Origin of the sequence: Aquisalimonas sp. (assembly GCF_007120195.1) — a bacterium.
Classification (GTDB): Bacteria; Pseudomonadota; Gammaproteobacteria; order Nitrococcales; family Aquisalimonadaceae; genus Aquisalimonas.
The window spans coordinates 1-12,647 of the sequence record NZ_SKOG01000117.1 but is presented as its reverse complement, the minus strand read 5'-3'; the positions used below and the strand labels follow the sequence as shown (position 1 = coordinate 12,647).

Here is a 12,647-nt window from a genome sequence, read left to right as displayed (position 1 = left end):
GAAGCGGGCTCGTCAAGCGCTCTTCGCCGCCGTAGCGCTCCGGCTCAGCTAGCAGAGCCGCCCTGAGAACCATGAGATCGTGGTCATCGCCGAGACAATCGGACAGCGTTTTCAACTCCCGACGCCAGGCGGTCATGATTCCCGGCCAGACACCGCGGAGCAGACACGTGTGATACCAGTAGTCCTTCGCACGCTTGCGCCATTCGTGTAACACCTCGATGCTTGGACCCCGCTGCGCGTCGCGCAGGCGCGCCCCGCCGTGTCGATAGCAGCGTGCCGCTCCCGGCGCCAGATCGGAAAACGCCGGGATCTCCGGCCAGTCATCGATGCGCGAACGCGCCTGCAAAAGCGCCTCCCGCGCCGTCCCCAGGGAAACCCCGATGTCACCGGACTCGGCGAGCAACGCGTTACGGCGCGCAATCAGCCTCTGCCGAATGGCGTCACCATCCTTCGCTAGGCGCTCGCCAAACCGCTCCCGAAGCGCATCCCACGCCTCGACCACAGCCTGAGCATCTCGACTGCTCGCCAGTCCACGTGCCACATCCCGGAAAGCCGCGTTCTCGCTACGATAGTGCCTGCCGAGCGGGCGGCGCGCGAGCCGCAACACAGCACGAATCTCCTTGCAACCCTTGCGCGCTTCGTGGATTCCTTTGTGTTGCTTGTCTCCCGTGCGATCGAGCTGCTTCATCGCATCGTCAATGCGCTCGCGCACGATCCGGCGCACCCCGGCATCGGTGTTTTCATCCACCTCAAATTGATATGCCACCGGCTCTCCCGCCTACTTCGCTTTAACTCCGCTGTGCTGAGCCTCAGTGTGCCGGGCGCCCACTCAAAACGAGTTCAGTCAAAGGGTAACACTTGTATTGTGTCATTTCGAAATTTTATGAATCCTGCACGACTTACATTCGCAACATTGATGGGTAGAATTTCCAAGAGAGCTAAACCCGATATCGGAGAAGGTTCCCAAGCGAGCCCGGTGCGAAGCAGAAACATCACTGAACCACCCTGGTCTCTCCGGAGCCTGTTGGTCGCAAGTCACACCGCCTCGCTCGACATCTGATGGCAACGTGCGACCGTCAACGCACGACGGGCTACTATTGGTTCACGGTCCCGCCCCCGGGAAAAGTAGACAACAAATCGAGGGCCTTAATCGATTTGTCCGCGTATGCAGGGAAGCCCTCCTTAGTGGCAACAGCCAATGGCAGTCTTAATGAAGCGAAGCTGTCTCGCGCTGCCGGAAGTGGCCGGACATTATTCTCTCCCGTGGCTTTGAAGATTATAAGTTTGATCGCGTCGACCAATGAACAGGCTTTCACCAAGCATTTTTATAATTTGCGTTTCAGTTCGACCGGAACATCGGATTTTTCCAGAGCACTGCATTCCACTCGGGTGCCGCAAGCAGGAACTAATCCAATTCGCGGCTGGCTGCGCGACCGCTACAATGGCGCTGACCCAGTGCGCGACACCTGCGTCGCCGGCCTCCGGGTCCCGAATATTCCGCCATGCGTGGATGAACCCATCCGCCGCCACCCGTTGCGGCAAACGGCCAGGCCGCTGGTCGCCTGAAAGAACCGGGCAATGGCTAATCGGGGTTCGCGATACGCGCCTTCGAACTCAATGGGATTCGGCGCATGTTGGACGCATTTCTCTAGCTCAAGGCCGCTGCGCCTCACGTCGGCGGGTTCCGGCAGTCCTAGGCGCGTTCTCCGGCCCTGCCTGTGCGCTTTGTCACCGATTGTCGCGTCGCGCTATCCGGGCTCGAGCTTGAGCCGTGTGAGTCGCTTGAGCAGGACGCGCCACTGCGCCGCGGCGCGGCGCGGCGCTCGAGGACACAGGCGGTGGGCGTCGCGCTGCACCCGGGCCACGGCAGAGATGGGAGTCGAACAGCCAGGTCAGCGCCGCGTTGTCTCTGAGCCGCCCGAGGTAGTCGATACCGCGGGCATCGAGGGCCTCCAGGGTCTGACCATCGATAAAGCCCGCGTCGATGCGCACGCGCACCCACCGGGCACTGTGGTGCCTAGCCTGCTCGACGACATCTGGGGTCCTCTCGGGGGCGACCCGGAGGGGTGCGGCGTTTTTCGGGGTTGCGCTATTGATTACACACAGGTTTTGGAGCCGCGCCGACTTCTCTCTAGCCTTCGTGATGAATTACCCGGGAGCCAGGCCGCCCATACCGCCCCCCTTACCAAGAACATGGCATGTCGTCGTAGCAAGGGGAAGCTGTTACCCTTTGATGTCAGTTAAGGTCGAATCGCCGCGGGCAAGCTATAGTCTACCCTCGGGTGATTCGGGAAGCGACGATAGACCGGACAATTGCAGGCTTTCGCGAGATTTTCCTGCGACGTCCCCGCGTCGTGGCCTATGTGCAAATGTCCTGTTGTCCTATCCGGAGACGTATCGAGATGTTCGTAGCGATGAGCCGATTCCGGGTCAGGCCGGGGCAGGAGCAGATGGTCCGTGACGCCTTCCTGGAGCGTCCCATGCGCGTCGATAAACAACCCGGCTTTGTCCGCATGGAGGTGCTTAGCCCAGCGTATCAGGCCAATGAGTTTTGGCTGATTACGATGTGGACCGATCGTGAGAGTTTCGAGACATGGCATGATCACCATTTGCATGAATCCCACAGCGCAATGCCGAGGGGACTGAAGGTCGAAAAGGGAAGCCGGGCGCTCCAGTATTTCGAACTCGTGACGGAGTAATGCCAATGGTTTCGGAAGGCGTTGAGATCCCGTTGGGCGATGGGATGGCGGCCGCGAAAGCCGTAGAGGGGCATCGCGCCTCCGCCGTCGAGACGGTGACCGAGGGGATCTACCGCGAACTCGATGAAGAACTGGCGCCCTTTGGTCAATACGGCAAGAACTATTGCCGTCAGGACATTCATTCCCATCTTGATTATCTCGCCGGGAGTCTTGTCGCCGGTAGCTCGGCGCCTTTCGGCGATTATCTGGTGTGGTTGCAAGGCCTGCTCCGGGCGCGCCATGTGCCCGCAAACTCGGTTGCCCTGTCGGCCGATCTTCTTGCCGACTACTTCCGTGATCGGCTATCGCCGGATCAGTATCGTGCAGTCGGGAGCGTGATCGAGGGCGGCAAACGCGGCCTCACGGGAGCGTCCGACACCGTTGCTACCTTCCGGTCGTCGGCCACGGTGGAGCACGATCCGGCATCAGCCAACTCGTTGGCCCACAGCCTGGCGACAGGGAACCAGACAGAGGCACGCGCACTCATCGATTCCGCCGCCCGCAACGAGGGTTACCTTGGAATGGCAGTGGGCCTCCTCCAGCCCGCCCTGTATCGAATTGGCGAGCTGTGGCAGGCCCGCGAAATCAGTGTCGCGCAGGAGCATCTCGCCACCGCCCTGGCCCAAAGGTTGTTGGTTCACCACTTCGCGCTGGCGCCAATCGCACCGCCGCGCGGCGCGAAGGCCATGTTCGCCAGTGTGGCGCACAACCACCACGCCCTCGGTCTGCGGATGGTCGCGGATGCCTACGAGCTTGATGGTTGGTCGGTGGAATTCCTTGGGGCGGACACACCCACCGGGGACCTGCTCGAGCGAATCGAGCAGGTGAACCCGGAGCTTGTCGGTTTGTCCGTTTCCATGGTCCGCCAGTTGCCGCAGCTCAAGGAGGCCACGGACCGCATACGCGCACGGTTTGGAGGCCAATCGCCGCGTATCGTCGCCGGTGGGCTCGGCTTCATCCGAATTTCCGAGGTCGCCGACCGGCTGGGGTTGGACGGCTGGTCCTCAACCGCGCTCACTGCAATTGAAGGCTCATGATAGACCGACCCGTCGCGATACCCCAGTCGGTTCCGCACTTCCTACGTTCACTGCGGAGCCTTGTACTTGTGATACTGGATCGCCACGGTGCTCTCATCGACGCCAATCAGGGATTGTATGATCTGTTGCCAAGCGCGGGTCCGGGCGATCCTCAGCTCTCGGTGGACAACGTATTCCTCAATCCGACCGTGGAAGAACTTCTCGCAAGGGCTGACGGTCAATACGACGCCCTAATCTATACGGGACTGGTTACGCTGGGGGACATCGACGGCGACTCTGAATCCTGGATAGGACACGCCTATTGCCGGGAGTCCTGGATTCTGGTGGTATGCGAGCGTGACGTGCAGCAGGAGCGCCAACTGCGGCGGCAGTTGCTGCAGTTGACCGAGGAATACGCGGAGCAAGAGCGCGAGCTGGCGCGTACCAACCGCGAGCTGACGTATTACGCGAACGAAGCGAAGCGACTTTCCCTGACGGACCCGTTAACGGGGCTCCCGAATCGGAGGAGCTTCGATCAACTCATGCAGCACCATGCCAAACTGGCCAGGCGACACGGTGATTCACTAACCATCCTGCTTATGGATCTGGATCGATTCAAGGCGATCAACGATCGCCACGGCCATCAGCACGGCGATCAGGTCCTTCGCGATGTTGCCGCCGTTCTCACGGAACGCGTACGCGCTGGGGACGTTCTGTCCCGCTGGGGTGGCGAGGAGTTTACTGTCCTGGCCCCGAAAACCGGCCACGCGGAGGGAGTGAAACTCGCAGAGCGTTTACGGCTCGCAATTGAGGCCATTCCCCATGCCGAGGGACACCTGCCGGTTACCATTAGTATCGGTGTGGCGGAGCGCAGAAATGAGGAGTCTACCGAGGACTTCCTAGCCCGCGCCGATGCGGCGCTCTATCAAGCGAAAGACATGGGGCGAAACCGGACCATTTCGGCGGAGCCAATCGAGTAACGCACAATCCGTATTCCCGCGTCCCGTGATTGGCCTAATGCCCGCACGAGACTCCGCACCGACTTCAGCGCCCGTCATACCTGCCGCGTTGAGTGTATCGAGCCAGCGGGTGAATGCCACCGCAGAGCCCGCGCTGTTGGCGCTTTGATTGGTTTCCCTGGCGCCGTCCTTGTTAGAGTCCCTGGTGGCAACCCGTTGAGGACGATGGTGATGGGGCACCGACTGCTGGGCGTGGGACTTGTTGTGATTCTGGCGCTGCTGGTCGTCATTTGCGGTGGCCTGTACCTGTTGATCTTGCACATGCCCGGTGCTTCCTTCCAGAGCACTCCCTCGCCGCTGGATAGCCGTGAGGAGACCCTGCGCGACCGCCTGAAGGGCCATGTTCGGGTGCTCGCCGAGGATATAGGCGAGCGGCATTACTGGCGCCCGGACGCAAAACACCGGGCCGCGGACTACATTGAGCAGGTTTTTCGCGATAGTGGCCACGAACCGCAACGCCAGGCCGTGCCCACCGGCGATGAGGTATTCCACAACATCGAAGTGGAACTGCAGGGACGCGGCGACAAGGATGAGATACTGGTGATCGGCGCGCATTATGACACCGTGAGGGGCAGTCCCGGTGCCGACGACAATGCTTCCGGGGTCGCGGTATTGATGGAGCTGGCTCGGCTGCTGCCGAAGGAAAGCCCAGAGCGCACGATTCGCCTGGTGGCCTTTGCGAACGAGGAGAGCCCCTTCTTCGGAACCGAGGCGATGGGCAGCCTCAGGTACGCCCGGGAGGCACGCGTCGCCGATGAGAACATTGTCGGTATGCTGTCCCTGGAGATGCTCGGCTATTTTACAGATGAGCCTGGCAGCCAGCGCCGCCCGCCGGTGCTGGAATACGTCTACCCCGACACCGGCGACTTCTTGGCCTTTGTGGGCAACGTCGCGTCCCGTTCCCTGGTACGAGAAACCATAGGCGCTTTCCGCAAGTACGCTGAGGTGCCCTCGGAGGGCCTGGCGGCGCCTGAACTCATCGACGACATCAGGCGCTCGGATCACTGGGCGTTTTGGCAGCAGGGATATCCGGGCCTGATGATCACGGATACGGCCAATTTCCGTAATCCCCACTACCATGGCCCCGACGACACCTATGACACCCTGGACTACGACACCATGGCGCGCATCACCGCTGCCCTGGCGAAGGCGGTGGCGGGCATGCCGGCAGGACGTTAAACGTTTCATTGATGGGGGGCTGCCAGCCTGTTTCAGTGATGACCGCGTTTTGACGGGGTCGCCTACCTGGGCTATAGGAACGAGGTGTTTTTCCATTGTTGCACGCGACCGCACGCTGCTTCTGGGACGCCAGTGCCGCTGGCTGTGGCAGGGCGGTTAATGCCGATCAAGAAATCCCGGAGAAGATAACATGACCCTATCCGCTACTGGAGGCCGAGTTGCCGCGCTCGCCGGCGCATTAACACTCGCCACATCGGTCAGCGCCCTGGACAAGCTGCCTGATTACTTCATTGACGAGGATAAACTGCCATTTGATTCCTTAGCGGGCACCGACACGACAACCAAGTGGGGGGTGCATGCCAATGCCGGCTACCGTATCGAGGTGCCGGAGGACTGGAACGGCCGCCTGGTTGTCTATGCCCACGGTTTTCGCGGCCAAGTACCGGAGTTGACGGTCTCCAACCCTCCCATTCGCCGACACTTCGTGGAGAATGGTTATGCCTGGGCGGCATCGAGCTTCACCCGCAACCGGTATGACGTCAAAGCGGGGGTAAAGGACACCCACGCGTTAACGCAGCGCTTCAACGGCTTGGTCGGACAACCGGAGAAGACCTACATCATGGGCACGTCCATGGGAGGACATATCGCTGGTGTCTCCGTGGAGCAGTATCCGCGCACTTATGATGGCGCCCTACCCGAGTGCGGAGTCATGGGGGATACGGCTCTGTACGACTACTTCATCAGCTACAGTCTGGTGGCCCAGGCGCTGGTGGATATGGATGCGACGTTCCCCAATCCGGATTTCCAAGAGGACGTCCGCCCGCAGCTTGAAGCTGCTCTGAGCGATGGCACGCCGTGGTTCTTGGATCTCAACGACGAGGGGGAACGGTTAAAGGCGGTCACTATGAACATGTCCGGCGGGCCGCGCCCTGGCTTTGATACTGCGTTCTTCGCGTGGGCAGACTTCCTCTTCGGCTTTGGCCACCGCGACGGCACGGTAGAAGGTGTCGCCAAGGGCAATGTTATGGACACGACCGACTTCTTCTACCGTTTCGAGGATCCAACGACACAACCAACCCAGGAAGAGATGGAGCTGAATGAGGAGGTCCTGCGCGTGACCGCGGATCCGCAAACCCGGCGTAACCGAGGCCTTGCCAACGTACCGGCAATTCGCGGGGAGATGGAGGTCCCGGTGCTGACCCTGCACACGCTGGGCGATCTCTTCGTGCCCTTTTCCATGCAACAGATCTATGCCGAGCGAACTGCCGAAAGCGGCAACTCTCACCTGTTGGTCCAGCGTGCCATTCGGGACGTGGGCCATTGCACGTTCACCCCAGAGGAACGCGCACAGGCATTCGACGACCTGGTGGATTGGGTGGAACACGGCATAATCCCGAGCGGTGATCCCATTACAGACGAGGCGGCGGTGGCCGACCCGGACTTTGGCTGCCGGTTCACCACGCAAGACCGGGCGGGGCTCTCTTGCCCCTGAGGCGGATCCAACTCGGGGTACTCGCCGGAGTCCGGGCCCAGATACAGACTGTATTTTGATTATCCTCTGGCCCGGGAACCGGGGAGCAGGTCAGTTCCTCCCCCGAGTGAATTCTCCGGGGTGACCGGCCGCCAGCCCCCTACCAGGGGGAGACGCCTTGACAATCCTCGGACACGCAGTACCGTGGAGAGTAGGGAAATTCGTAACATATAACCAACCAAGAATGCGGTGTTACCTGCCATCTCACTACCGGGAGCCAGGAGGGGAAAATGGTCCTTCTCGCGTGGGTTGACCGCATCAATATTGCCCTCGGCAAGGCGGTAAGCTTCCTCATATGGTTCGGTATCGCGATTATCGTCCTGGAGGTGGTGATGCGCTACGTGTTCAACGCCCCGACTGTATGGGCCCCGGGGTACACGCAGCGTATCTTTGCCGCCTACTTCGTCTTGGTTGGCGCTTACACGTTAACGCAGGGCGGCCACGTCCGAGTAGATCTTCTTCTTAACACACGGTCCCCGCGTTGGAATGCTTGCCTGGATCTACTGAACTATACCGTCCTCGTAATCTGGGGTGCCGCCCTGGCCTACGAGGGATGGTACTACTTCCAGGAGGCTTGGGAGTGGGGCGAGACGGATGCTAGCGCACTCGGCCATCCCATGTGGCCTGTGAAGCTTGCCCTTTTCGTCGGTGTCGTGATGATTACCGTGCAGGGTGTTGCGGAGCTGATCCGTTCTGTAATACATGTCATCAGCCCTGACACCAATGTAAAAAGAATAGGTCCCGCATGAGTCCCGAAATCCTGACCATCGGCATGTTCGGCTTGCTCTTGGTGCTGATCATGCTTGGGGTATCTCTGTCCTTTGCCTTGGGCGGGGTTGCCGTCATTTTCACCCTGATTATGCATGGTCCCGATGGCCTTTTCCCGATGATATCAGCTGTCTTCGGCACGATGTGGTCGATCCTTTTGGCAGCGATTCCGCTTTTTATATTCATGGGTGTTGCGCTGGCGCGATCCCAGATTTCTCGAGATCTGTACAAGGCTTTCTATGTCTGGTCTGGACGGGTAAATGGCGGCCTGCTGATGGGTACAGCCGGATTCGCTTCGGTGCTCTCGGCGATGACAGGTAGTTGTGCCGCGTCGACGCTTACCACGGGCAAGGTTGGCATGCCCGCGATGGACCGACACGGCTATGATCGTTCCTTCGTGCTGGGCACCATCGGTGCGGCCGGCACACTGGGCATTCTCATCCCGCCTTCCATTACCTTGATTGTGATCGGCATGACCACGGGGGTCTCCGTCGGCAGGCTATTCATGGGCGGCTTGGTCGCAGGCCTGATCGTCCTCGTGACAATCATTGCCTACATTGCCATCAGAGCGCGACTGAAGCCGGAGTCGGCCCCTGCCGCCGACTTCAGTGTTCCGCTGGCGGACAAACTCCGCGCCCTGCCCACCGTCATTGCGCCGCTGGTGATCATCGTTGTTGTGCTGGCCTCGATCTTCACGGGGCTGGCCACACCCACGGAGGCAGCGGCGGTCGGCGCGGCGGCGGTGGTCGTCGCCGTGGCGCTTCGGGGAGAAGTCAACCTGCGGTTCTTACGCGAGGTCAGTTATGAAACCGCCGCCACAACCGGAATGGTGATATGGATCATTTTCGGCGCTACGGCGTTCGTATCGGTGTACTCCGGGGCAGGCGGCATTCAGTTCATGCAGGTAGTCCTGCTCTCCATCGATGTTCAGCCCTGGATACTGATCGTCCTGATGCAGGTATTCGCACTGATTCTCGGGATGTTTCTCGATCCTATTGGCATAATTTTGCTGGTTCTGCCGATATTCTTCCCGGTTGTTGTGAACCTTGGATTTGACCCACTTTGGTTTTGCATCATATTTCAGCTTAACCTGTGCATTGGGTATATAACCCCTCCCTTCGGTTACAACATATTCTATCTCAAGAATCTGAGCCCAGATACTCCAATATCCGTTCTTTACAAAAGCGTATTTCCCTATGTTGTTTTAATGATTATGTGCGGAGTCGTCTTTTTGATATTCCCAAGCATTCTGATCGAAGGCACCAAATTCCTGATGGGATGATGATTGAACGATCTTGGTAACTTGTAAAGTGGAGTTGAGCATGAGAATCGTTGTCAAGGCGGTTTCATGCATGCAGGGAATCGCAGCTCTGGCCGCCTTCCGTGAAGGTATGCGAGGGCTTTGCGGTTTTTTGACAAGTACGGAGGAGAACACACATGAGCAACGATAACGATATGTCCCGTCGCAAGTTTCTGACTGCCAGTGCCGGCGCCACGGTCGGGGCTGCTGCTGCACTGGGTGCACCTGCCGTCATCGCGTCGCGCAACTCGAAGGTCAAATGGCGGATGCAGACCCACTGGCCGCGGGGGACCTGGTATTACGACGATGTATTCCAGAAGTTTGCTGAGCGGGTTACGGAAGCCACCGACGGGGAATTGGAAATCGAGCCGCATGCGCCCGGGTCGGTGGTCTCAACGGGGGACACGCTGCGGGCGGTAGCACGAGGAACCCTCGATAGCGCATTCACCTGGCCATCGTACTGGATTGGTGACATTCCGGTCGCGGGGCACTTAAACGGTAATCTCGCGACGTTCGGGAACCACGAGGAGATGCACCTCTTTTTCTATCACATGGGCGCTCTCGATATCATCCGCGAAGCCTACGCTGAGCGGGGCGTCTATCAGCTTGGGCCGTCTTCCACCGCCGGGATCGCCATCTATGCCAATAAGGCGATCAGGACCCCAGAGGATTTCCGCGGCTTTAATATTCGCTCCACCGGCACTGCGGCGCGCGTCTTCGAGAAAATGGGAGCGGCACCCGTGGCAATTGACGGGGGAGAGCTTTATTCGGCCCTCGAGACCGGCGTGGTGGACGGTGTCCACTGGGGCGGCGTTGCGGCCGGCTGGGGCATGAATCTACAGGAGGTGAACGACTACATCATGCAGCCCGATCTGGTCGCTCACACGAACGGGGAAGCGATCATCAACATGGACAGGTGGAATGAGCTGGGAAGCGATCACAAGCAGGCTCTGGACACCGCGCTGCGCGCCACCAGTATCGATTCCAGCTCGCATTTCCGGTATCACGACTTTCAACGGATGCAGGACTTCGTCAATGACTACGACGGTGAGATCATTCAGATGGAGGACTCCGTAATCGAGCAAATGCGAGAGCACTCAATGGCGGTGGTTGACGAGGTCTCCGAGCAAGATCCCGAGTACTCCGGCAAGGTTGGCGATCTGCTGCACGAATTCATGGAATTGACCGGCAAGCTATAATTTCAGCCAAAACCGGCGCGTCCGCCTGCCACAGGGCGCGCCGCAAGCCTGGACCACCGGTGACCTATGAATATCTCCGCCGACAGTCTCAGCAAGTTGATCCGGTTCCGCCAGGACCTCCACACTTGGCCCGAGCTGGGCTTTGCAGAGCATGAAACGTCCCGGAAAGTCTGCGCCTACCTGGATTCCCTAGGTGTCGAGTATGCCGGCGGTTTGGGCGGAACCGGGGTGGTTGCGCAGCTGGTCGGCAGCGGTGCCCAGTCCTCGGCAAGCGTGGCCCTGCGCGCCGACCTCGATGCGTTGCCACTCGATGAGCACAGCGGCGTTGCGCACGCCTCGCGCAATCGCGGCTGCATGCATGCCTGCGGCCACGACGGACACACGACGATGTTGCTGGGCGCCATCGAGCACCTGCAGGCACACAACGACTTTTCCGGCACGGTTTACTTCGTCTTCCAGCCAGCCGAAGAAGGCGTTGGCGGCGCCAAGGCCATGATCAACGATGGCCTATTCAACCGCTTCCCGATTTACGAGATCTACGGCTTGCACAACTGGCCAGCGCTGCCGGTCGGAAAATTCGGCCTAATCCCGGGGCCAATCATGGCGAGCGGAGACAGGATTGACATTACCATCCACGGCCGTGGGGGGCATGGTGGGCTCAACCCGCACGGGTGTATTGATCCGATCCGGATTGCCGCGGAGTTCATTCACAAGGCGCACACCATCGTCTCCCGTGAAATCGACCCGGTGAGCCCTGCAGTGCTCAGCATCTGCGCGATTGAAAGTGGCGATATTAAGGGCTTTAACGTCATCCCGAATACAGCCCGACTGAGTGGCACAATTCGCGCCCTGGATGATCAGGCTGCCGATACCGTCAGGTCCTCCGTGCAGCGCCTGTGCAAGAGCCTTGAGCACTACTATGGAGCCAAAATCGAGCTGACTATCGAAAACCACTTCCCAACCACGGTCAACGACCCAAGTGCTACCGACACCGCCCGCGCCGTAATTGCGGGGACTTTCGGAGTGGAGGCGCTGGAGTCAAATTATAAACCCAGCATGGGCAGTGAGGATTTCGCTTTCATGCTGGCTGAATGCCCCGGCGCCTATATCCATGTAGGCTCCGGTGATAGTGAGCACGCGCAGGGACTGCATAGCCAGAAGTACGATTTCAATGACAAGATCATTCCGGTCGGGCTCGAGTTGCTGTCGAAGCTCGCCCGGGAGTCTCTTGAAAAGCAGGCGGTCAGGTAAATCCTGGCCGATGGTGCCAGCCGCGCAGGCCCGAACACTTGCTTGACCCCAGGCAGAATCACCAGCGCAACTGCCAACCGCCGCACCGGAGCCGGTGGCCCAAGCAGCCCCGGGGCCTCGGTCGATCGACACAGTTCTCCTTGTCGACGGCCCGCACCCCTGGAGCAGACAGGGGTCAGAATCCGCTAAGGGCGACCGCCAGTGCCGCTCGCGCGGCAGCGCTGCTTCGCTTCGCGCCCCTGGGGCAAACCAACCCGTCCAGGTGACGAAAGATCGAATCCTGGAAGGTCATAGACGACAAAGGGGGATGCCCTACGGACATCCCCCTACTTGTATGGCGCGCCCGGAAGGATTCGAACCTCCGACCACCTGGTTCGTAGCCAGGTGCTCTATCCAGCTGAGCTACGGGCGCTGTGCTGTGAGGCGCAGATTATGGCGAAGCTCTGCCTTTGGGTCAATGACACTCCAACAATGGAGGGGTTCGACTCCGCTTCGCTACGCCGTCGACCCGAATTGTCTATCCGAGCAGCAATTCTAATTATGGCGCTGAAGCCAGAGCCTCATGGGTGTCGGCGCGCAGCAGATAATGGTGTATTACGCTTGCGTTAATGCCTGTCTACGCCCTTCGATCAGACCCGGTGCCATG

At 59.8% G+C, this 12,647-nt stretch carries 11 protein-coding genes, 1 tRNA gene and 1 pseudogene; 10 read left to right on the top strand and 3 right to left on the bottom strand.

Annotated elements, in window-relative coordinates; translation table 11 throughout:
- The coding region (locus tag QZT63_RS08930) for a CHAD domain-containing protein (protein WP_290650447.1) at positions 1–766 on the bottom strand (766 nt) is incomplete at its 3' end.
- Between the two features lie 419 nt (positions 767–1,185).
- Between QZT63_RS08930 and QZT63_RS08925 the strand changes: the two genes are divergently transcribed.
- A complete protein-coding gene (locus QZT63_RS08925; RefSeq protein WP_290650446.1) occupies positions 1,186–1,566 on the top strand; it encodes a hypothetical protein in 381 nt (126 codons plus the stop codon).
- A 336-nt stretch (positions 1,567–1,902) separates the two neighbouring features.
- Here the strand turns inward: QZT63_RS08925 and QZT63_RS08920 are convergent.
- Positions 1,903–2,097: pseudogene (locus QZT63_RS08920) on the bottom strand (transposase); the annotation flags it as partial.
- A 305-nt stretch (positions 2,098–2,402) separates the two neighbouring features.
- Between QZT63_RS08920 and QZT63_RS08915 the strand changes: the two are divergent.
- From QZT63_RS08915 to QZT63_RS08875, 9 genes are all read left to right on the top strand, one after another.
- Entirely contained in the window at positions 2,403–2,699 is a 297-nt protein-coding gene (locus tag QZT63_RS08915) for an antibiotic biosynthesis monooxygenase family protein (protein ID WP_290650444.1), read from the top strand.
- 5 nt (positions 2,700–2,704) lie between these two features.
- Entirely contained in the window at positions 2,705–3,775 is a 1,071-nt protein-coding gene (locus QZT63_RS08910) for a cobalamin B12-binding domain-containing protein (protein ID WP_290650442.1), read from the top strand.
- A gap of 68 nt (positions 3,776–3,843) precedes the next feature.
- A complete protein-coding gene (locus QZT63_RS08905) occupies positions 3,844–4,734 on the top strand; it encodes a GGDEF domain-containing protein (RefSeq protein ID WP_290650440.1) in 891 nt (296 codons plus the stop codon).
- A 210-nt stretch (positions 4,735–4,944) separates the two neighbouring features.
- Positions 4,945–5,952: a M20/M25/M40 family metallo-hydrolase gene (locus QZT63_RS08900; RefSeq protein ID WP_290650438.1), complete on the top strand. Its 1,008-nt coding sequence runs from the start codon at positions 4,945–4,947 to the stop codon at positions 5,950–5,952.
- A gap of 190 nt (positions 5,953–6,142) precedes the next feature.
- The gene (locus QZT63_RS08895) at positions 6,143–7,444 is read left to right on the top strand and encodes an alpha/beta hydrolase (protein ID WP_290650436.1); all 1,302 of its coding nucleotides are present in this window, start codon (positions 6,143–6,145) and stop codon (positions 7,442–7,444) included.
- A 269-nt stretch (positions 7,445–7,713) separates the two neighbouring features.
- The gene (locus QZT63_RS08890; RefSeq protein ID WP_290650435.1) at positions 7,714–8,232 is read left to right on the top strand and encodes a TRAP transporter small permease subunit; all 519 of its coding nucleotides are present in this window, start codon (positions 7,714–7,716) and stop codon (positions 8,230–8,232) included.
- Positions 8,229–9,533, top strand: a complete 1,305-nt coding sequence (locus QZT63_RS08885; RefSeq protein WP_290650434.1) for a TRAP transporter large permease subunit — start codon at positions 8,229–8,231, stop codon at positions 9,531–9,533. The genes QZT63_RS08890 and QZT63_RS08885 overlap by 4 nt, the downstream gene beginning before the upstream one ends.
- Before the next feature lie 155 nt (positions 9,534–9,688).
- Positions 9,689–10,750, top strand: coding sequence for a TRAP transporter substrate-binding protein (locus QZT63_RS08880; RefSeq protein WP_290650432.1), 1,062 nt, complete (start codon positions 9,689–9,691; stop codon positions 10,748–10,750).
- 66 nt (positions 10,751–10,816) lie between these two features.
- Positions 10,817–12,001, top strand: a complete 1,185-nt coding sequence (locus QZT63_RS08875; protein WP_290650430.1) for an amidohydrolase — start codon at positions 10,817–10,819, stop codon at positions 11,999–12,001.
- A gap of 335 nt (positions 12,002–12,336) precedes the next feature.
- Here the strand turns inward: QZT63_RS08875 and QZT63_RS08870 are convergent.
- Positions 12,337–12,413: transfer RNA gene (locus QZT63_RS08870), tRNA-Arg, on the bottom strand.
- Positions 12,414–12,647 lie beyond the last annotated feature (234 nt).

Coding starts and splice junctions, on each gene's coding strand:
- QZT63_RS08880 (WP_290650432.1), top strand. CDS start 9,689: ATGAGCAACGATAACGATATGTCCCGTCGCAAGTTTCTGACTGCCAGT.
- QZT63_RS08895 (WP_290650436.1), top strand. CDS start 6,143: ATGACCCTATCCGCTACTGGAGGCCGAGTTGCCGCGCTCGCCGGCGCA.
- QZT63_RS08915 (WP_290650444.1), top strand. CDS start 2,403: ATGTTCGTAGCGATGAGCCGATTCCGGGTCAGGCCGGGGCAGGAGCAG.
- QZT63_RS08885 (WP_290650434.1), top strand. CDS start 8,229: ATGAGTCCCGAAATCCTGACCATCGGCATGTTCGGCTTGCTCTTGGTG.
- QZT63_RS08875 (WP_290650430.1), top strand. CDS start 10,817: ATGAATATCTCCGCCGACAGTCTCAGCAAGTTGATCCGGTTCCGCCAG.
- QZT63_RS08910 (WP_290650442.1), top strand. CDS start 2,705: ATGGTTTCGGAAGGCGTTGAGATCCCGTTGGGCGATGGGATGGCGGCC.
- QZT63_RS08890 (WP_290650435.1), top strand. CDS start 7,714: ATGGTCCTTCTCGCGTGGGTTGACCGCATCAATATTGCCCTCGGCAAG.
- QZT63_RS08900 (WP_290650438.1), top strand. CDS start 4,945: ATGGGGCACCGACTGCTGGGCGTGGGACTTGTTGTGATTCTGGCGCTG.